The 19,809-nt window shown below is 46.0% G+C and carries 19 protein-coding genes and 1 riboswitch; of the genes, 5 read left to right on the top strand and 14 right to left on the bottom strand.

Annotation, left to right across the window (positions count from 1 at the left end):
* Positions 1-31 precede the first annotated feature (31 nt).
* The 4 genes from MHB62_RS02515 to MHB62_RS02500 all read right to left on the bottom strand — a co-directional run bounded on the left by MHB62_RS02515 (position 32) and on the right by MHB62_RS02500 (position 2,176).
* Positions 32-391, bottom strand: a complete 360-nt coding sequence (locus MHB62_RS02515) for a YdbC family protein (RefSeq protein WP_032722920.1) — start codon at positions 389-391, stop codon at positions 32-34.
* A complete protein-coding gene (locus MHB62_RS02510) occupies positions 385-726 on the bottom strand; it encodes a cupin domain-containing protein (protein ID WP_003246564.1) in 342 nt (113 codons plus the stop codon). The genes MHB62_RS02515 and MHB62_RS02510 overlap by 7 nt, the downstream gene beginning before the upstream one ends.
* Positions 727-857: 131 nt before the next feature.
* Positions 858-1,229 carry a glucose starvation-inducible protein GsiB gene (gene gsiB / locus MHB62_RS02505; protein WP_003246542.1) on the bottom strand — a complete coding sequence of 124 codons (372 nt, stop codon included), beginning with the start codon at positions 1,227-1,229 and terminating at the stop codon, positions 858-860.
* A 128-nt stretch (positions 1,230-1,357) separates the two neighbouring features.
* Entirely contained in the window at positions 1,358-2,176 is an 819-nt protein-coding gene (locus MHB62_RS02500; RefSeq protein WP_003234359.1) for an EcsC family protein, read from the bottom strand.
* A gap of 117 nt (positions 2,177-2,293) precedes the next feature.
* Between MHB62_RS02500 and MHB62_RS02495 the strand changes: the two genes are divergently transcribed.
* From MHB62_RS02495 to MHB62_RS02475, 5 genes are all read left to right on the top strand, one after another.
* Positions 2,294-2,746, top strand: a complete 453-nt coding sequence (locus tag MHB62_RS02495; RefSeq protein WP_003246574.1) for a DUF2188 domain-containing protein — start codon at positions 2,294-2,296, stop codon at positions 2,744-2,746.
* Between the two features lie 77 nt (positions 2,747-2,823).
* Positions 2,824-3,081, top strand: coding sequence for a GlsB/YeaQ/YmgE family stress response membrane protein (locus MHB62_RS02490; RefSeq protein WP_003246519.1), 258 nt, complete (start codon positions 2,824-2,826; stop codon positions 3,079-3,081).
* A 229-nt stretch (positions 3,082-3,310) separates the two neighbouring features.
* On the top strand, positions 3,311-4,588 hold the full coding sequence (locus MHB62_RS02485) for an Nramp family divalent metal transporter (protein ID WP_003234364.1): 1,278 nt from the start codon (positions 3,311-3,313) through the stop codon (positions 4,586-4,588).
* A gap of 103 nt (positions 4,589-4,691) precedes the next feature.
* On the top strand, positions 4,692-4,958 hold the full coding sequence (locus MHB62_RS02480) for a hypothetical protein (RefSeq protein ID WP_021481716.1): 267 nt from the start codon (positions 4,692-4,694) through the stop codon (positions 4,956-4,958).
* A gap of 28 nt (positions 4,959-4,986) precedes the next feature.
* Positions 4,987-5,127, top strand: coding sequence for a hypothetical protein (locus tag MHB62_RS02475; protein WP_128992274.1), 141 nt, complete (start codon positions 4,987-4,989; stop codon positions 5,125-5,127).
* A gap of 56 nt (positions 5,128-5,183) precedes the next feature.
* On the opposite strand, the gene MHB62_RS02470 is transcribed toward MHB62_RS02475, so the two are convergent.
* The 10 genes from MHB62_RS02470 to lrpC all read right to left on the bottom strand — a co-directional run bounded on the left by MHB62_RS02470 (position 5,184) and on the right by lrpC (position 19,679).
* Complete coding sequence (locus tag MHB62_RS02470) at positions 5,184-6,908, bottom strand: pyruvate oxidase (protein ID WP_032722919.1); 1,725 nt, start codon at positions 6,906-6,908, stop codon at positions 5,184-5,186.
* A 24-nt stretch (positions 6,909-6,932) separates the two neighbouring features.
* Positions 6,933-7,424: an 8-oxo-dGTP diphosphatase MutT gene (gene mutT / locus MHB62_RS02465; RefSeq protein ID WP_048217621.1), complete on the bottom strand. Its 492-nt coding sequence runs from the start codon at positions 7,422-7,424 to the stop codon at positions 6,933-6,935.
* A gap of 58 nt (positions 7,425-7,482) precedes the next feature.
* On the bottom strand, positions 7,483-9,306 hold the full coding sequence (gene kimA / locus MHB62_RS02460; RefSeq protein WP_003246693.1) for a potassium transporter KimA: 1,824 nt from the start codon (positions 9,304-9,306) through the stop codon (positions 7,483-7,485).
* 196 nt (positions 9,307-9,502) lie between these two features.
* Positions 9,503-9,646: riboswitch (cyclic di-AMP (ydaO/yuaA leader) on the bottom strand.
* Between the two features lie 135 nt (positions 9,647-9,781).
* Entirely contained in the window at positions 9,782-11,893 is a 2,112-nt protein-coding gene (locus MHB62_RS02455) for a cellulose biosynthesis cyclic di-GMP-binding regulatory protein BcsB (RefSeq protein WP_003246598.1), read from the bottom strand.
* A gap of 5 nt (positions 11,894-11,898) precedes the next feature.
* Positions 11,899-13,161, bottom strand: coding sequence for a glycosyltransferase (locus MHB62_RS02450; protein WP_003246697.1), 1,263 nt, complete (start codon positions 13,159-13,161; stop codon positions 11,899-11,901).
* On the bottom strand, positions 13,154-14,863 hold the full coding sequence (locus tag MHB62_RS02445) for a DUF2334 domain-containing protein (protein ID WP_404978350.1): 1,710 nt from the start codon (positions 14,861-14,863) through the stop codon (positions 13,154-13,156). Before MHB62_RS02445 ends, MHB62_RS02450 begins: the two co-directional genes overlap by 8 nt.
* Before the next feature lie 10 nt (positions 14,864-14,873).
* Positions 14,874-15,725, bottom strand: a complete 852-nt coding sequence (gene epsK, locus MHB62_RS02440; RefSeq protein WP_003246541.1) for a cyclic-di-GMP receptor EpsK — start codon at positions 15,723-15,725, stop codon at positions 14,874-14,876.
* On the bottom strand, positions 15,706-16,794 hold the full coding sequence (locus MHB62_RS02435; RefSeq protein WP_003246551.1) for a lipoprotein: 1,089 nt from the start codon (positions 16,792-16,794) through the stop codon (positions 15,706-15,708). The genes epsK and MHB62_RS02435 overlap by 20 nt, the downstream gene beginning before the upstream one ends.
* 202 nt (positions 16,795-16,996) lie before the next feature.
* Complete coding sequence (locus MHB62_RS02430) at positions 16,997-19,180, bottom strand: DNA topoisomerase III (protein ID WP_029317313.1); 2,184 nt, start codon at positions 19,178-19,180, stop codon at positions 16,997-16,999.
* 64 nt (positions 19,181-19,244) lie between these two features.
* Entirely contained in the window at positions 19,245-19,679 is a 435-nt protein-coding gene (gene lrpC, locus MHB62_RS02425) for a transcriptional regulator LrpC (RefSeq protein WP_003246585.1), read from the bottom strand.
* Positions 19,680-19,809 lie beyond the last annotated feature (130 nt).

The raw sequence follows: 19,809 nt of genomic DNA, 5'->3' as shown, positions 1-19,809 counted from the left end.
CAAGCCCAAAACATGATGTTTTGGGCTTTGATTATGCCTTCAGAACCGTCCAGTCTGGTTCGTACCGGATATCAGGGTTATGTAACAGATCGTGAACGAACGGTTTATCCTCTTCGTACACCGTCACCTCTATCGAAAGAATTACAGCCTTCTGATCGTTTTCCTCGTATATGCTGTCATGTTCGTTCTCCATAAAATGATCATAGGCTTCTCTGTTTTCCCATACACTGATGATTTCTGCGGTGAGCGGCTCGTCTATCGTTTTTCGCCAGCCGCCGGCCTGTTTGATAAAGCCGCTTATATGCGATAATGCTTCCCACTGTGACTGCGCTTTTGCAAATGCTTCAGCGTTTGCAGCGTCTACTTCACATATCACCTTTTTGATTAGCATGGCTGCTCCTCTATGATGACGGTTTCGGCTTGTTTATGCTCCACACAGAGATTAACCGTTCTGACATAAGAGCGTGTGCGGTGAACCGTGCCTTTCGGGATCAGCAGGCTGTCATTTGCTTTGAGCACCGCGGTTTCTTTGTCCTTAAAATCGATCAGCAGCTCCCCTTCAAGAACAATAAACAATTCGTCTGAGTCAGGGTGATGGTGCCAGTCATATTCTCCCGTAAACACCGCAAGGCGCACGCAGTGGTCGTTGACCTCTGAGATTGAAAAATTGGCGTGCTTTTCTTTGACTTCATTTGCGATGGCGAGCAAGTTTTGCATCTTGGACATTAGCGAAAACCCCTTTTTCACTTATTGTATCGCAATAGCGGCATAAATTGAGAAGATTCCAAAAAAAAGCGATCCAGCTGATGTGCCGGATCGCTTTTTTATTTACAGGTTGTCTGCCTTTATGCTTTTGATTAGTCGTTGTTGCGGGCGTTTCCGCCTTTTGAGCCAATTTCTTGGTAGAATTCTTTATCATGATTTTTGCTTGTTGCCTCTCCGCCTTTTCGGCCGATTTCTTGATAGAATTCTTTGTCATGATTTTCGCTAGTGGCTTCTCCGCCTTTTTCACCGATTTCTTGATAGAACTCTTTGTCATGGTTCTTGCTAGTGGCTTCTCCGCCTTTTTCGCCGATTTCCTGATAGAATTCTTTGTCATGGTTTTTGCTAGTGGCTTCTCCGCCTTTTTGACCAATCTCTTGATAGAATTCTTTGTCATGGTTCTTGCTTGTTGTTTCTCCGCCTTTTCTACCTGCTTCTTCTCTGCTCATTTTGTTATTGTCTGCCATTTTGAATTCCTCCTTTAATTGGTGTTGGTTGTTGTATTCCCGCTCACAATTCTTTTAAACAAACAAAACACATTGGGTATGTTTCCACTAAAAAAAGCAGGCGGATCGCGGTGTCCGTCTGCTTTCTGCTATTCCATCTCTCGTTCTGTTTCTTTCAGTCGTTCAAGAATGCGCCTCTTTTTGTACAGCATCATGCCTGTCTCGGTAATGTCGTTTAATGTTGAGCGATTGGCAGCGGCGCCAAAAACCATTCCGGCAACCGGCACCATCTGGAAAAGTTTTTTCCAGCCAAACGTGTCTCGATAGCCCAAAACGACTTCTCGCCAGCCTTGGATTTGAGAAGCGACATTCTTATATGTACGGTCTTGATCGTAGTGTTTTAATTCCTGCAAAATCGATCTTTTGCCGACAACATCAGCCGACGTCAGCTGCAGACATTTCACAATGAAGACGCGTTCTTTTTTCTCCTTTGGGTCATAGCCGTATGCGACTGCGATATCCTGTAATGTTTTTAGTGATAAGCCAAGCACTGCCGGAATGTCTGCCGCCAGCGTAAACACGCCGCCCACACCGGTTGTCGCGCCTTGAACGGTTGCTGCGTTGGTTCTGTTTTTGCCCATTCCTTCCGCAATTTCATCCATGACAGGAAGAGGCGCTTTCCGGATGTCCTCCAGCGATTCAAAGATCTCCTCCGGCAGTTTCTTTTGAAATATCCTGATAATCTGTTTTTCAGATGTCAGGTACTGTCCGCCTGTTTGAACAAAGCTGCCGACCTCATCCAAGAGCTTGCCGATCTTTTTCTGGATGAATTCCGGTGTCAGCTTGTCCAGGAGTTGAAACGGGAGACGGCTGAGCTTTTCCCAAAACCAGACTTTTTGCTGATCTTTTTCCCATTTCTCTATCTCTTTTAATTGCTGATGTAAGTCTTCTTTTCGTTCTGTTGGCACCCAATCCGCACTTCCCTTCCGTTTTTTCTACTATATAGTATACCTTCATTTTTTCGGATGCGTTTTTATTTTTCACCTGCGGGTACCATTTTTATAAAAGGAAAAGGAGTGATGGACATGCCTTGGTCGATGAAGGATTATCCTGCTTCATTAAAAAATCTTGAGAAGCCGGTGAGAAAAAAGGCGATAGACATTGCGAATGCGATGATTGATGAAGGCTATGAGGAAGGGCGCGCGATTCCAATTGCGACAAGCAAAGCGAAGGAATGGGCGGAAAACGCCTCTACAGATGAAATTGATGATTTCCTGACGCATGATGATGAGACAGAACGCGATGCTGATCCAAGCAGCGGCAGCGGCCCCGAGCTCATGAATAAAGCAGAGCATGTTATTAAGCATAAAAAAGGCTGGGCAGTCAAAGCCGAGGGCGCCAAACGTGTGTCTGAAATCAAGGATACAAAGAAAGAAGCGATTGAACGGGCAAAGGAAATCGCGGCGCATAAAGGCACTGAGGTCATTGTTCATTTAGCTGACGGCAGTGTGCAGAGAAAGATTAAAACAGGATCATAAAGGAATATGCTTTCAAGTGTTTCGAAATGATCAGGAGCGGTTATTGATTGGTAAATCATTTATGAGAGGTGATCATGATGCTTAGCTTTTTGGTTTCATTAGTTGTTGCTATTGTTATCGGATTAATTGGGAGCGCCATTGTAGGAAACCGGCTGCCGGGAGGAATTTTCGGCTCTATGATTGCCGGGCTGATCGGCGCTTGGATCGGGCACGGACTTCTTGGCACATGGGGACCGAGCCTCGCCGGCTTTGCTATTTTCCCTGCCATCATCGGGGCAGCCATCTTCGTATTCTTGCTGGGCCTTATATTCCGCGGGCTGCGGAAGGAAGCCTAGACTCATTAGATACAGAAGGCATCGTTTCGAACTGAAACGATGTCTTTTTATATGGGACCTTATCCCGAATCCCTACATATCATGTTACATAACAGGGAAAAATTCAGAAGTGTATTTTGAACATTTTCGGTTGACAAGAAACCGGGATGGTCATATGATGTAGATAAAATAATTTGCCTTAAGGAAACTCTTTGTTGTACGGCAAAAACAAACAGAATTCAGGTGAGACATGATGAACAAGGACATCACAGCACAATCTCCCCGTTCCAAAGCCGTCCAAGATGCGCTTGACGGGAAAATCAGAGGATTCAGAGGGCTGCTCCCTTTTCTCGGCCCTGCATTTATAGCAGCCATTGCCTATATTGATCCCGGCAACTTCGCAACGAATATTTCGGCGGGTTCTAAATACGGATATATGCTCTTATGGGTGATCTTATTTTCCAATATCATGGCCCTTTTAATTCAATCCCTATCCGCCAAACTCGGTATTGCGACAGGCAAAAACCTGCCTGAGGTTGCCCGTGAAGAATTCCCGAAGCCTGTCTCGATCGGATTATGGATTCAGGGCGAGCTGGTCATTATCGCAACTGATCTGGCGGAATTTATCGGAGCGGCTCTGGGACTGTATTTGCTGTTCGGCATTCCGATGCTTGAAGCGTCTATTATTGCGGCGATCGGTTCTTTCGCGATATTGGAGCTTCAGCGCCGCGGTTATCGCTCACTTGAAGCCGGTATTGCCGGTATGCTGTTTGTGGTCGTGATCGCCTTTGCGCTGCAGACCTTTTTCGCAAAGCCTGATGCCGTGTCAGTGATGAAGGGCCTTTTTGTCCCGGCGTTTCATGGCACCGACAGTGTGCTTCTTGCAGCGGGTATTCTTGGCGCAACTGTTATGCCGCACGCCATTTATTTACACTCTGCCCTTACACAGCGGCGGGTGGTTGGCAAAACTGATGCAGAACGGAAGAAAATCTTTAGGTTTGAATTTATTGATATTTTAATAGCGATGCTGATTGCAGGGGCTATTAATGCAAGTATGCTGATTGTGGCTGCCGCATTATTCTTCAAAAACGGCCTGTTTGTTGAGGATCTCGACGTCGCATTTCAGCAATTCGGACATCTTGTCAGCCCTATGTCTGCGGCTTTATTCGGGATCGGGCTGCTCGTTGCCGGTCTATCCAGTTCGTCTGTCGGCACACTTTCAGGCGACGTGATTATGCAAGGATTTATCAACTACCGCATTCCGCTGTATGTACGGCGTTTTATCACGATCATTCCGCCGATCTTGATCATCGCGTCAGGTGTTAATCCGACGACCGCTCTCGTACTGAGCCAGGTCGTGCTGTCCTTCGGGATCGCCTTTGCCCTCATTCCGCTTATTATGTTTACAAGCAATAAACGGATCATGGGATCTCTGATCAACGCCAAATGGATCACAGTGGTGTCTTGGCTGATTGCTGTATTGATCGTTGCTTTGAATGTGTTTTTAATTGTAGATACGTTTCGATAAAAAAACCGGCTTCTAAAGCCGGTTTTTATTTTTTCGCAAAAGCTCATTGATACCCTTTTTGACAGAAATTTGTTATGATAGAAGAAAAATCGGAGTTTTGATGATGTCAGTATTTATTCTGTTTTATTTGTGGATTGTTCCTATTGTTATCGGCATTTTATGTTCTGTTGCTGCCCATAGATCCAAGGGAAAAATGAGAGTCGCGCCCGGCATTGCCATGATCGTGCTCAGTATTATTTCCCTAATCACGGCGTTTACGGCCGGACACACAAATTTCCACGTGTTTATCGGCGGCATGTTTTTATTCGGCACCTTCTTGGTCGGTTCTGCTTTTCCTTTCTTCTTCGGGCTGAAGAAAAAAGAGAAATAACCCTATTATGAGAAGAGTTCTGTAAGATTTGATAAGAATAAACATACAAGGACAAATGCATCTCATTGCTTTGAAACAAGATGCATTTGTCCTTTTGTCTGTTTCGAGAATGGCGAAATCAGTTCCTAATACATACACCGATCATTTTATGAATTCAAACATGTTATAGCTGAAAATACGTTTGTTTCCAACAAAAAACAGAGGCCTTTTGGGGCCTCTGTTTTTTTAGAATAACCGTTTCAAACTTTTCTTCAGTGACGGCATTTCAAATTTTTGGTTTTCGAAGAAGTTTTTCAGCATGTACTTGCTAAAACCTTTCGCCTGCCCGTAGGTGATTTTGCCAGGCAGCGGCGGTTCGTTTCCAATCATGACATCCACTACGACCGGTTGGTCAGAGTGCAGCGCCTCATGGAAAGCCGGCGCAAGCTCTTCCGCTTTGGTCACTTTGATGCCCTTTGCTCCGCAGCTTTCTGCAAATGCGGCATAGTCGACATTTTGAAGTTTTGTGACATAGTCGATATTGCCTTTGACCTGCTGCTCGTACTCAATCATGCCGAGATTTTCGTTGTTTAAAATGACGACTGTGATCGGGAGCTTATATTTGACGGCGGTCGGAAGGTCCTGCATGACCATAGAAAATCCCCCGTCACCGCAGACGGCGATCGCCTGGCGTTCCGGTTCGGACAAGCTTGCTGCAATCGCTCCCGGCAGGCCGCAGCCCATTGTCGCAAGCCAGCTGGAGACGATGAAATCCTGGTTCGCGTTCATTTTGAAATGACGCGCCATCCAGACTGTCACAGTTCCGACATCTACAGAGAGCACCGCATCATCGGCTGCCGCTTCCTGAAGACGGGCCACGACCTGCTGAGGTTTAAGCGGTGTTGTTGCCTCTGTCTCATCTTTTTCAATTTCGTTCCACCAATGCTGCATATGTTCTGTGCAGGCATTCAGGAATCTTCTGTCTTCCTTGCGTTCAATATACTCTGTCAATTCGCGCAGACCGAGAGCCGAATCGCAGACAAGGCCCGCTGTCACCGGATACCTTTTTCCGATTTTTGCCGGGTCTGAATCGAGCTGTATCGCCGGTGTGTCATCAGGCAAATAATCACGATACGGGAATGACGTTCCGAGCATGATTAATAAATCACATTCCTCCATTGCCTCGTAAGCCGGCTTTGTTCCAATCTGACCGAGGTTGCCGAGAAAATGCGGGTGCTTATCGGGAACAACACCCTTTGCCGGGAGTGTAACAACGATCGGAGCGGCGGCTTTGTCCGCAAATTCTAAGAGCTCCCGTTTCGCCTTTTTCATTCCCTGCCCTGCCAGGATAATCGGCTTCTTAGCGTTATTAATATATTGGGCGCAGGTGACGAGCTGTTCTTTTTTCGGTTCAAGGTTCCCTTCAATATACACTGGTGAAGTATACAAGGGCTCCCGTTTGATTTTCTCCGCAAACAAATCATCTGACACGCTCAATACCGCAACGCCTTTTTTGCTGTAGGCGGTCCTGATCGCCTGATTTAAGAGATCCGGAAGTGATTCTGCGCTATGTACCTCTCTGTTGAACACAGCCACGTCCTCAAACATTTGCTCCAGCTTAATCTCCTGGAAATAGTCCCGTCCGACTTCGCCAGAAGAAACCTGTCCTGCAATCGCCAGCACAGGGGCGCCGTCGGCTTTTGCATCATATAAACCATTTAATAAGTGCACCGCTCCCGGCCCTGCGATTGACAGACAGACTCCGACCTTGCCGGTGAGTTTTGCTTCAGCTGCGGCTGCCAGTGCCGCTACCTCTTCGTGGCGGGTTTGAATGAACTTCAGTTGATTTCTTTCGTGTCTTAATTCTTCAATAAACTCATTTATACTGTCTCCGGGGATGCCGTATACATGATCAACTCCCCATTGCTCAAGCAGCTCTGTCATTACTTGTCCTGCAGTTTTATGTGCCATAACGTATCCTCCTTTTTCCTTTTTTCAATACCACAGGAGAAAGGCTTTAAAACCCGGAGACCTGAATCGCTTGCCCAGTCTTCTTTTCAACAGGTCGATCGCCGCGAGCAACCCGCTATCCTTGACGGTGACATTTACATCTTGAGCGCCGTTCTTGAAATCATTGATCTGCCTTTTTCGATTCGGCACCATAAAAAGCGGCAAACGCCCCGGGGAAACCCACTTTAATCCCGCTGTCTCTGTGCCGTCAGCCATTGCTTGTCCGCCTGTAATGCTTCCGAAAAACAGATGCTGTTCATCTTGAAACTTTGGCCTTTGGTAAACACCTATTTTCGCAGAAAGCGCTGCATTGTATCCCGTTTCTTCCAATATCTCCCGCACTGCCGCTTCCTCAGCCGATTCCCCGGGATCAACCCTGCCGCCGGGCAAATCCCATAGAGGGACATCTTTTCGTTTCACCAGCAGAATTTGCTGACTTTCGTTCAATACGATCACAAAAGCACCTTGTGTATACACCCCCATACCTCCTTTTCCCGCTAAAAAGGACCAAGGTGATTCCCTTGGTCCTAGAGCTTTACTTTTTAAAATGATACGGCAGTGTGGCAACCATTATGTCCTTTTTCCAGAACAGCCGGACTCTGAGGAGGAAGGCCGATTGGTTGTGAAGGATGGTGTGCCAGCGTTTTTTCGTTATAAATTGCGGAAACAGCACCATAACGGAAAACTGCTCCTTCTTCGCTTTTGCCTCAACTGTTTCCAAAAACTTATCAAACGGATGGACAAGGCTTCTGTAAGAGGAGTGAAGCGTCACGAGACGCACTCCGTTATTAAGCTCTTCCCAACGTTTTTCGAATTTCTTTTCCTGTTCTCTGTCAAATGACACGTGAACGGCGATCACCTGATCGGACAGTGATTTCGCATAGTGAATCGATTTTTGCACGACGGTGGTGACACCGGCCACAGGCACAATCACAACGGTGCCTTTGATTTCTTCCGGCTCTTTGTCTACGATGCGAAGCTGTTCACCAACCGCAGTATAGTGATTTTTAATCGCAAAAAACAGCAAAACGACGATAGGCATAAAGATTAACACAGGCCATACGACATTAAACTTCGTCACAAACAGAATGGATAGAACCATAAATGATATCAGAGCGCCGCAGGAGTTGATCAGCATTTTTCCGATCCAGCCTTTTGGTTTTTGCTTGATCCATTTCATGCACATGCCGGTTTGTGAAAGCGTAAATGGAATAAATACGCCCACAGCATATAACGGGATTAAGTGCTCCGTCTGTCCCCCGAATAAGATAATGAGAACAATGGAGGCAAAGCCTAAAAAGATAATCCCATTTGAGAAGCCTAAGCGGTCGCCCCTGACTGTAAACATTCGCGGCATATACTGGTCTCTCGCCAGGTTGAAGGCAAGCTGCGGGAAGGCTGAGAATCCCGTATTTGCCGCAAGAACCAAAATAAGCGATGTGACACCTTGGATGACATAGTAGAACACATTCCGCCCAAAGGTTTCGGACGCAATTTGTGAAACCACTGTTTCATCAGGTTTCGGCGCCGTACCATACCCGTACGCGAGAACCGTGATGCCGGAAAACAGAATCGCCAGCAAAATCCCCATCATCGCAAGCGTTCTTGCCGCGTTTCGCGCAGGCGGGTTTTTGAATGCAGGAATCGCATTAGAAATGGCCTCAACCCCGGTCAACGCTGAGCATCCGGAGGAAAAAGCCTTAAGCAGCAAAAATAGCGTAATGCCGGCTACAGGTGTGCCGAGCGATGTATGATGGGCTGGCTGGTCTATTTGTCCTGTCATAAGTTTAAACAACCCGACTGCAATGAGAACCAAAAGCGCCACCACAAACAGATAAACCGGGTAGGCAAGTATGGATGCTGATTCCGAAAGCCCGCGCAGGTTCAAAATCATAATCACTAACACGAGAAAAATAGCGATCGGCACATGATAATCATGCAATGCAGGAAAGGCTGACGTGATGGCATCCGTGCCTGCGGAAATACTTACCGCTACTGTTAAAATATAATCAACAAGCAATGAACCGCCCGCAATCAATCCCGGTTTTTCACCGAGATTTTCTTTAGAAACGATATACGCCCCGCCGCCCTGCGGATAAGCGTAAATAATTTGCCTGTATGAAAGAATCAGTGCGAGCAGCAAGATGAGAACGCCAACCGCAATCGGAATGGAGTACCAAAATGCGGCTGCACTGATTGTTGCCAAAATGATTAGAATTTGTTCTGTCCCATATGCGACAGATGACAGCGCATCTGAGGAAAGCATAGCCAAGGCTTTTAATTTCGTCAGTTTTTGCTCTCCAGCTGCTTGGGATTTTAGTGGTTTCCCAATCAAAAAACGTTTGATTGAATGATACATCGATGTCTTCCCCTTTTAATTTCTCATTTTTCAATTAAAACAATAAAACATCCATCAGTGTCTTGCTCTCACATGTTGATGATAGTCCTTTCTGCTATGATGTCTCTGTATGCGATTTGCATTCAAAAATGAACAACAAAAAACACAGAGGCAAACGGATGCCCCTGTGCCATAACATCGAACACAGGTTTCATTCATCTCCTCTCACGAACGCTTACGAGGTTAGCTGACGGATTCGGGCATATGAGAGTTAGCCCTACCTAAAAAGGATTCACCCCAACGGCAAAAAGCCGTTCTATTGGGTCCCCCGCTCTGATTTCAGATTAAGCGATTTGTTTTCTAAAAGAGATCATACTCCCGTTCCCGCACGTTGTAAAGAGGCTTATTGGCTGAGAGAAAAAAATAAAATGACAGGTTCCACAAATGGAATTTACTTACCAAAAATAAAAAAACAGAGGCTAAAATCGCCTCTGTTTTATTCTGTATCTGTCTTTCTTTTTTTGCGTCTTACGGCAATCCAAATGAACACTGCCGCAACCACCATAATGAGTGCCAGCACACCAATATACATCCATTTCTGGCTATGATCCTGTGTTGGTTGTTCTGCATCGGAACTGTTTGTTTCCGATTTGAGCTGCTGGTGGTTTGTAAACACCTGCTGGCTGTTTGTTTCATTAAGGACGGTTGCCGACTCATCGTTGCTGTTCAGATAACTGATGATCTCTTTTGTGACAGCCGTGCCATCTCCTTTTGACGGTGCAAAGACAGCCATTGTATAGCGTGAATCCCAAACCGATGCTTGGGTAAATACCACTTGTTTTGTCGTCTCATTCAGCATCTCGAAACTAGATACATCAAACGAGCCGTTCTTTTCCTGCGGCACAAGCAGATCTGATGATTTCTCCTTCAGAAGAGAAAATTGATTGATCCCTCCTATGAAAATGAGGTTTCGTCCTTTCGCATCATTTGCTGTAACGTCAGATGATTTCTTTACCGTATATGAATGCTGTGCTTCGTTGCCAAAGGATTCTGTTACGAGAGAAAGCTCCTCTAGCTTCGATTGGCTTACGGTGTCAGGAAGCACGATTAACGTTGTTTGATCCTGGTTTCCGGCGTAAGGCAGCGGCCACTCTTGAAAATCCGCTGACGGGGACATGCCTTTGATGGCGTATGATAATGTACTGTTTTTATCGATAAAAACCCACTTTTCTTCATCAGTGGTGTTACAAGGGTTGTTTTCCTTTAAACCGGTCGTGACGAACTGAATATCAATGTAGCGGTTTTTTTGCAGCAGCTTAGGGTCCACTTTCACTGTGACATGATAGAATCCGTTTTTATCTTCTTTTCCTAATTCATCAAGCCGGACCGAGTGCGGCTGGCCGTTGATCATCACTTTCAGTTCTGCAGCCTGAGAGGCTGACTCGTTTTCAGCCGTTGAGGCTTGAATCGTTTCAGACTTTTTCAGTTTAAGCGACAGCTTCGCCGATTGGTTTTCATCTAAAACAGCCGAAGCCGGATAAAAATAATGTGCTGAAGATGTTTTGTCGGCTCCAATTGTGATATCACCCGCTCCAAAATTCTCAAGGGTCAGCTTATCGCTTTCTTTTTTTTCAGTCTGCTGAAGCTTGCTGATTGAAAGTGTATCGCCGCTGAGCTGGCCTGTATATGTCTGATCTGTCATCACGCTGATTTTTTTTGTGAGCGCGTCCTCGGACGCCGCTTGCGCAAACAGAACCGGCTGCTGTTTGCCCTCTGCTTTCAGCACCCGCTCCGCAAGCAGAAGGTTTTCTCCTTTTGCCTGTAGCCCGGCTTGTTTCAACAGTTTTTTCACTTTGCCGTTCCAATGCTTGTCCACGCCGATAACAATCGTCGGCTTATCGATTTTTTTCAGTTCAGATTCCGTGACATACGCAATACTGACACTGCTGTCCACCGTTTTCAAATAGCCTTCTGTTTTAACAGCAGCTTCTATTTCTGCTGAACTTGGGTTATCCGGAATGACGATAGCTGTTTCTTCCGCTGTATTTCCAGATTGGGCGAAAGGATACGGATAATGGTCCAGCGACGTTCCCTTCGCTTCACTGCTGTCAGCAAGTGTCAGCCGGCTGTCCGGATAAATTTTGATCCAGTTGCCTGATGTATCCTGTCTGACGCACACGCCCTCTTTCATTACGCCGTAGAATTTCAGCGATACGTTGTGATAGCCTTGCGCAGACTGGCTTTTATTCAGATTCAGCTTCACTGTTTTCCGTTTGGAATCACCATCAAGCTTTAACGTCTTGACCGGTTCATCATCAATGACAACCGTTAACGATGATGGAGAAATTAAAAGATTTGATGCCTCGTATTCGATTACCAATTGCTGATTGCCCGAAGAGGCGCCTGCCGGGATCTGATACGTCAGCTCTGCGCTGTCTTTTGATCCATACAGTGTAATCAGCTCGCTTGTCAGCACCTGCTGTTTGGCTTGTTCTTGGCTGCTTTTCCCAAGGAGCGAACCGCTGACCTGTACGTCTTTGGCAAGAGCCGTTTGTCCAGTCATCGCCAGCAGCATGAAGCTTGTGAGAAAAATCATTATTTGTTTCAAAAAGGTCACCCGCTTTTATGTTGATTGTATCGTTCTGTCTTGTACCATTTGACCTCTTGCTTGAATAAACGGTGCTTGATTTCTACGAATAAAGAGTAGATAACAAGCACAATCCATGCCTGCGAGTATGTGAAGTACATGAGAAATACGATAAAAAAGTTTTGCTTGTTCATTTCTGTTTTTTCAATGCTCAACGTAATCATGACCTCTGTCATAAATAAGAAAAACGCCAAAATCCAGAGAATCATTGCCAAAAATCCAACAGACAAATGCAAATCATAAAACAAATTCACTACAAAAATCGCATTTGACATGATCACGCCAAAGAAAAACAGGAAGTACGTAAAGAAAAAATAAAACAAATCAAAGATAATCCGTTTTCGTTTCAGCTTAAAAAACTGCGCCAAAAATTTGAGCACGACATATTGATTGCCGCGCGCCCATCGGGTGCGCTGGCGCCACCATACCTTCCATGTTTCCGGTTCCTGCTCCCACGTGATGGCGGCAGGGAAAAAGCGGATGTGATAGCCGAGATTATATACCCGGATGGTCAGCTCAGTATCCTCAGCGAGCGCTTTGTCATCCCAGCCTCCGAGCTTTTCGATAATGCTTCTGCGGATCGCGAAGTTGGTGCCTGGGATCGTGGCGATTTTGAACCACTTCCATCTGCCTCCCTGGGCCATCCACTGAAAACAGATCGTTTCGATATTAATAAACCTCGTCAGCAGCGTCTTTGCCGCATTGATGACGCGGAATTTCCCTACCACGGCGCCTGCCTTTTCGTCATTCATCAGGCCGAGCACGAGGTAATACACGGCCATTTTCTCAGGCGTGTTGTCGGCGTCATACACACAGATCACATCGCCGTTCGATTCGGCAAAACCCGAGTTAAGTGCAGAGGATTTTCCTTTTCCTGCATTTGGCGGCTTCGTAATCACCATTTTGATGAAATCGTATTTCTCGGAAAATTCATTGACGATATCACCCGTCCGGTCTGATGAATTATCATTAACGACGATAATCTCCAGCCGGTCCTTCGGATAATAAAGGTTGACCATGGCCTTCAGCGTCTGCCGAATCACAACCTCTTCGTTATGCGCCGGGATGAGGACGCTGACCTTCGGCAGTTCCTTCATATTTTCTCTCCACTTCGGGATATTCCGTTCGAAGGTCATATAGTGGCGAAACCCGCCCTGCATGAGGAACATGTGGTAGAGAAGCATAACCCATATTAAACTTAGCGAGATAAAGAACAGCGTATTACCCAAGGCTTCTTCTCTCCTTAAAAATTCGTTTTTTCAATGTGGCTCTCAAGTAAAACGTATAACTGACAAACATGATGACAAATAAGAGCACAACAGCGGAGAGAATCCATAACGCCTTTTCCAGAGGGGTTTGCCGGTGATGATCGAAAAACTCGTAAATGGGGCTTACGCCGTTTTTCACCTGAATCGTTCCGTCACCGCTTGTATGAATTTCCACTTTGTCTGTTTTGACGGTTTGTTTCGTTTTCTTTAAATCAAGCCATTCACTGTCTGGAATGCGTTCCATCTGATCAACCAGCTCAGGCAGATATTTCATCCCAAGGTACGGGTGATAAAATCCTCCGGCTACTCCGCCTTCAAAATCAATCATCTGGGAGATATGCTCCTCCATCTCACCGAGCGGGTTTTGCTTCGATGTGTCGACAAAGCCGATCGTTTCCGGATAAAGCGTCATTCCGTGCAGCATCGAAGGAGCAGTCACAAACGGAGGTGCACCGGATGTTTTCCATGTTGTGCTGCTGAGCTGGACCTGGCCGAAAATGCTTGTAAAATACTGCGAGGCGATTTGATAGCCATATTCGGACATCGTGTAATGCGGCGCTTCAAACGCCAGCGGGTAAAGACCCGATGATGTCAAATCCTCAATGGCACGCGTCAGTTTTTGTTTTGTATACGTTTCTTCCTTTTCCCGAAATGGTTCAAGATAGCTGTGATAGGCTTGTTCGTTCGGGAAGTCCTGTTCTTTCTCCAAAATGGACGGGGGGGCTTCGGCATTTCCGGATGTAATCGGCTGATCCGCCTTTGCATCCCAAAATTCAAATCCCTCTCCTGTTTCACTGTAGCGATAAGCGTGAGTATAGCCGTGAACTATGATACTGCCGCCCATGCTTTGCAGCTTCTTCAGCACCTTGACCATCTTCGGTTGATTAGACAAATACACTTTGTCGCCTGTTTCCGGATTCAAGTAAACCGGAATGACCGCCAGGATAAAAGGAATATGCCGCTTATGCAGGTATGTACCGGCTTGAAGCAGCAGTTTTTCATCAGACATCGGGCTGATATCCTCGAGACGCAAATACAATAACGTCGTCCCCGCCTTCTCTCCGAAAGCTTCTCTGAGCTGTTTCGCCACGATCAAATTGTCATTTAACAAATTTGTTAATCCAATGTACACATTCCCTTTTTTTGTTTTCCATATAAAAGAATGCGTTGTGCCTTCATCCGCTTTGAAGGTGTAAAGCGCCGTTCCTTTCAGGCCTGATACACTCAGCACGTTAAGCCCGCTTTCCAGAGACACATCGGCCTTTTCTGACCTGCTGTGAACCTGAAACACATTTTCTTTGCGGGCTAATGAAAGCCCAGAAAATTGGCTGATTTGGCCTGCGTTATAGCCAATGGCGACAACCGGTTTTTTCACGCCGCTGATAAGAGACAGCAATTTTTGGCTGAGCTTTCTTTTCGTTTGGCCGTAATAAATCACATGGTCTTTCCCTTTGAAATCCGACGCTTCAACGTCTGAATCTTTTTTGACTGTCACATGGGATGTAAAGTGGCCCGCAAGCAAATCGAGCATTTTGACTTGTGACGACTCTTTGCCGTCCAAGGTTGAGTAGATGATGAGAATGCCGGCATCCTGATCTTTCGCTTGCGCAGAAACGGGAAAAGACGCAATAGCTGAAAATAGAAGCATCATGACGCATAGCAATGTGATTCCTTTATAGTTCATTCATCATCATCTCGTTTTCCAGTTCTTCTAAAAATTGATCAGCTGTTTGGATATCGTTGCGGTAGGGCAAATAGCAAACGTGGAACGTAAGCGACACATACTTTCCATTTTCCAGCTGATATGTATCCAATTGTTTCTTCAGCTTAGTCAGAACGGCCGGCATATGTTCAGCAGGCGTGTGCGTCAGCACGATCCCGATACGCTCGTCAGAGGGACGGAATTTCTTATCCGTTTCCCGAACGCTTGTCCTGATTTGCTGACCGACATATTGGAAGAGGCGGTCCGTTTCTTTTTCACCGTACAAAGACTTAAACTCTTTGAAATAATGCATATGGAGCAGCAAAAACACAAAAGAATTGCCGTAGCGCTCCGCCCGCTTGATTTCTTCTGAAAGTTCCAGCTTCATCCTTTGCTTGTTATCAAAACCAGTCACTCTGTCAACAGCAACATAGCTTTTAATTTCGGATTGAAGCCGTGTCATTGAGCGCCGAAGCTCTGCTGTAATATCGTGGATTCTTCCAGAAATAAAAGAAAACAGCAAAAGCGCGATTCCCCACACGACAAGCATTCGCAGCCCTTCCTCAGCCGGAAAGAGCGATGTCTGTCCAGTCTGGAAAAACATCATTAAGGTGCCGAGAACAAAGAGTACGATTAAGGTCACTGCCAGCGCGTAAATCGGGCCGAACCAGATGCCTGCGGCGATGACGCCAAATGTGATGCAAAGGATCAGAGCACCTTCTGATTGCTGGGCTGACACATAATAAATAAACAAAGACAGGGCCGCGATGAGCCCTGAAAAATAAGCAAATAATTTTTGTGATTCACTGAATGATATTTTCATTAAAAAGCTTCCTTTCGGCTAACAGCGGCAGCAGATTGTCAAATGAATGCGTCTGAGTGCCGCTCATATAGCCTCCATAATACGATTTCACCGGATCATGAATTTCAAAGTCATTCATTCTATCATATATGGCTTTGATGACAGAACTGTTTTCATGCTGTTTTGTCAAAAACAATACGGCTAAGGCATATACGGATGGAGACTCATATTGGACGGCAGGCTCCTTCGTATATGCCGAATACCGCCCGTACAGCTTTCCGTTTTTCTGAAATTCCTGCTTGATCCAGTCCGCTAAAACAGATGCTTTTTCATCCCCTTCCGGCAAATGCCAAGCAGCGTAAAGCTGATCAATCAGGTTGATTTCACTATCATATGTGTATTCCTTCGTCTCCGAGCTGTATGTCTTCGGCAGAAAGCCATTTTTTAAAGGAGCTGAATAGAGAACATTGGCATTCCGCTGTTCTGTTTCTTCGTCTATGATTCCATTCTTCTTTAAGACAGCTAAGGCATCAGGCATGACGTATGAAAGCGTCACATCCTTTGAAGCGGCCTGTGAGTCGTAAAAGTCTGTAAAAAACCCGTTGTTCATATTGTATGTCTTCAAAGACGTGCCGATATCCCTAGCCGTTTGCGCGTAGTCGCTGCGGCCCCATTTTGCGGCGGCTTGGTCAAGAGACAGCATAATTCTCATATCATCTATCAGCGCATTCGTCCCGCTCGCTTGGCCATTTTGAATCTTCCACGTCACCAAGTGATTGCTCATCAGAAATGAATCAGTCAGATGCTGATATTGATCCTGGAAATGTGGTGCGTCATTTTTGCTGAGCAGAAACTCCATCCACAGTCCGAGAGATTCCGACAAGTAAGAAGGCTGGTCTGAAAAATCGGTTTTGATCAGCCCTTTGTCATTCATTAAATTGTGATAGATGAAATATTCCGCCGGCTGGAGCGGGCTGGCATTCACTTCTGTCGCCGACTGATTTTGGGTCTTGTTTCCAGCTTCAGCACACCCTGCGGAAAGTCCGATAGATAAGAAGAATAAGATGACAGCAATTAGTACATGCCTCACAGGCAAATCCCCCTTTGTCGCCTGAAGCAAATCAGACGCTCACAAATAGTTATAGACGAAAATATGACTGCCATGTTACAAAGTACATTTACTATAAAAGAAAAAAAATGCAGATTGCTAGCTTTTTTTTCCCTTTTTGAACATTAAGAAAACAGGACCTAAGTCCAATAAAAAACCTGTGCGATAGGCACAGGTTTTTTTATTATTTATCCAAACCGAGTTTTTTCAGCTGTTCTGCCAGCGCGTTGTTAATCGGCTCATCTTTATTTTGTTTTTTCATATAAGAGGATACGTCCCGTTTGGTAGCACGCGCTTTGTCTTTGTTTTTTCGTTTTTCAAATACAGAGAGCTTTTCACGGTGACCGCACACACACGCAAAGGTTTGGCCCTCGCCTTGGCCGCGAAGCTCCATTCTTTTATGGCAATTTGGGCAGCGTGCGTTTGTTTTTCGGGCAATCGTTTTTCTGCTTCCGCATTCACGATCTTGGCACACGAGCATCGTCCCGCGTTTGCCGTTTACTTTCAGCATCATTTTGCCGCATTCCGGACATGCCGTTCCCGTAATGTTGTCATGTCGGAAGGTTTGGCTGCTGTTTTTGATTTCTTTTACCGTTTGGTGAGCGTAAGCCTTCATATCTTTAATAAAAACAGCCGATTTCAATTTGCCGGCCGCGATCGCAGACAGCTTTTGCTCCCATTCTGCTGTTAAGGCCGGTGATTTCAGATCCTCCGGAACAAGCTGCAGGAGCTGTTTTCCTTTAGATGTGATAAAAATATCTTGGCCTTTTTTCTCGATTAAAAAGCTGTTGAACAGTTTTTCAATAATGTCGGCACGCGTTGCCACCGTGCCGAGGCCGCCTGTTTCTCCAAGCGTTTTGACGAGGCCTTTTTCTTCTCCCTGCATAAACGCGCTTGGGTTTTCCATCGCTGACAGCAAGGTTCCTTCATTAAAGCGGGCAGGCGGCTTCGTTTGGCCGCTTGTTTCCGTTAACGTGCGGACGGCAAGTGTGTCGCCTTTTTGAAGCGCAGGAAGTGTCTGATCTCTGTCATCCTCCTGCTCATCATCCTCATCCGCCATATCATAAACGGCTTTCCACCCTTGCGACTGCACGGTTTTGCCTTTCGCCGTAAAGGTTTCTCCGCCGATTTCTGCGATGACCTTTGTTTCCTCATATTCGAATGCAGGCATTAATACAGCCAGGAAACGTTTCGCAATCAGGTCATACAGCTTTCGTTCTTTATCACTCAGACTGCTGAGAACGAGCGGCTCTTCGGTCGGGATAATCGCGTGGTGGTCTGACACCTTCGCGTCATTGACATATCCTTTATGAGATTTAATGCCGCGTTTTTTAATTTGGCTGACATATTGGGCATACGGTTTTACTTCCATGCCTTCCAGACGGTCTTTTAACGTCGGGACGATGTCACTGGATAAAAATCTAGAGTCCGTCCGCGGATATGTGACGAGCTTATGCTGCTCATATAGCTTCTGCAGGACAGAAAGCGTTTCTTTGGCAGAAAAACCGAAGCGCTTGTGGGCGTCACGCTGCAGCTCCGTTAAATCATAAAGCGCAGGCGCAAAGCTTTTTTTCGCTGTTTTTTTCAGCTCAGCTACGACCGCTTGCTTTCCTTGGAGATTTTTTAGCAGACGGCTTGTTACATCTTGATTGAACGTTCTCGTCTGCTTTGATTTCTTATCCTGCCACGTCAGCGTCATGCCGTCGACTGCAGCACGGATGCCGTAATACGGAACGGGCGTAAACGCCTGAATGTCTGCCTCGCGCTTTGCAATCATGGCAAGCGTCGGAGTCTGCACACGCCCGCATGAGAGCTGGGCATTGAATTTTGTGGTAAGTGCACGGGTGGCGTTGATCCCCACAATCCAATCCGCTTCCGCTCTGGCGACGGCAGAATGGTACAGGTTTTCATATTCTTTGCCGCTGCGCAGCTTTTGAAAACCTTCCTTGATCGCTTTATCCGTCACAGATGAAATCCACAGCCGCTTGATTGGTTTTCGGACATTCGCTTTCTCAATGATCCAGCGCGCAACAAGCTCACCTTCCCGGCCTGCGTCAGTCGCGATGACAATCTGATTGACGTCTTTACGGGTAAGCTGGGATTTGACTGCATTGAACTGCTTTCCGGTTTTTTTTATCACCACAAGCTTCAAGGGTTCTGGAATAATCGGCAGATCCTCTAGGCGCCATGATTGAAATTCTTTCCCGTAGCCTTCCGGATCAGCAAGCGTCACCAAATGGCCTAAAGCCCAGGTCACAATATATTGATCGCCTTCGAGATAACCGTTTCCTTTTTTATGGCACTTCAGCACCCGGGCTAAATCCCGGCCGACTGAAGGTTTTTCAGCTAATACAACTGTTTTTGACATGCTTGATCACTTCTCTTTCTTTCGCGCTCATCCTGTTATTATAACAGACTTCACGCGGCACTCTCTAACCGCGCCCGTTTTTCGTGTCAATTTCTGAGAAAATGACGTGAGTGACGGTTTGCGCGTAGGGCGATGTTTTGTTAATGAAATCTTCTACCGCTTCGAGGCTTTCGGCATTGATTTTCAGCATATAGCAGGCTGCACCTGCAATCCGGTAGCAAAATTCAATATTCGGCAATGTTTGAATATAGCTTTTGAACCGCTCGTAATCCGCGTTTTTAACGGTTGCTTCCACAATACAGGAAACGGGAAGCCCAAGTTTTTTCTGGTCGACCTCCAGCGTGTATTGCTTGATGATGCCAAACGATTCAAGCTGTCTTACCCGTTCTGTCACAGATGGAGGCGACAGCTTAATTTTTCTGCCTAATTCCCTCATCGACAAACGGCTGTCCTTCTTAAGCTCCTCAATGATATTCAGATCAATCTGGTCAAGTTTCATTTCAACATCCTTCTTTTTTGATTTTGTACACATTATCTCGGGTATTTTTGTAAATGACAAGTACAGTTCCCTAGAAAAGGCATGTAAAAATGAATGTTTTCCGAACATTTTTTGAAAGCTGTCATATGCC

The sequence above is a fragment of the Bacillus sp. FSL K6-0255 genome, from assembly GCF_045040725.1.
Classification (GTDB): Bacteria; Bacillota; Bacilli; order Bacillales; family Bacillaceae; genus Bacillus; species Bacillus subtilis.
Note: the sequence above shows the minus strand (reverse complement) of the source record. Positions and strands in the feature narration are given on the sequence as shown.

What these genes read in the sequence shown, in the direction of transcription:
- lrpC (WP_003246585.1), bottom strand. Translation starts at nt 19,679, where the DNA reads ATGAAACTTGACCAGATTGATCTGAATATCATTGAGGAGCTTAAGAAG.
- MHB62_RS02430 (WP_029317313.1), bottom strand. Translation starts at nt 19,180, where the DNA reads ATGTCAAAAACAGTTGTATTAGCTGAAAAACCTTCAGTCGGCCGGGAT.
- MHB62_RS02490 (WP_003246519.1), top strand. Translation starts at nt 2,824, where the DNA reads ATGCTTAGCTTTTTGGTTTCATTAGTTGTTGCTATTGTTATCGGATTA.
- MHB62_RS02485 (WP_003234364.1), top strand. Translation starts at nt 3,311, where the DNA reads ATGATGAACAAGGACATCACAGCACAATCTCCCCGTTCCAAAGCCGTC.
- MHB62_RS02495 (WP_003246574.1), top strand. Translation starts at nt 2,294, where the DNA reads ATGCCTTGGTCGATGAAGGATTATCCTGCTTCATTAAAAAATCTTGAG.
- MHB62_RS02515 (WP_032722920.1), bottom strand. Translation starts at nt 391, where the DNA reads ATGCTAATCAAAAAGGTGATATGTGAAGTAGACGCTGCAAACGCTGAA.
- MHB62_RS02510 (WP_003246564.1), bottom strand. Translation starts at nt 726, where the DNA reads ATGTCCAAGATGCAAAACTTGCTCGCCATCGCAAATGAAGTCAAAGAA.
- MHB62_RS02480 (WP_021481716.1), top strand. Translation starts at nt 4,692, where the DNA reads ATGTCAGTATTTATTCTGTTTTATTTGTGGATTGTTCCTATTGTTATC.
- kimA (WP_003246693.1), bottom strand. Translation starts at nt 9,306, where the DNA reads ATGTATCATTCAATCAAACGTTTTTTGATTGGGAAACCACTAAAATCC.
- MHB62_RS02470 (WP_032722919.1), bottom strand. Translation starts at nt 6,908, where the DNA reads ATGGCACATAAAACTGCAGGACAAGTAATGACAGAGCTGCTTGAGCAA.
- gsiB (WP_003246542.1), bottom strand. Translation starts at nt 1,229, where the DNA reads ATGGCAGACAATAACAAAATGAGCAGAGAAGAAGCAGGTAGAAAAGGC.
- epsK (WP_003246541.1), bottom strand. Translation starts at nt 15,725, where the DNA reads ATGAAAATATCATTCAGTGAATCACAAAAATTATTTGCTTATTTTTCA.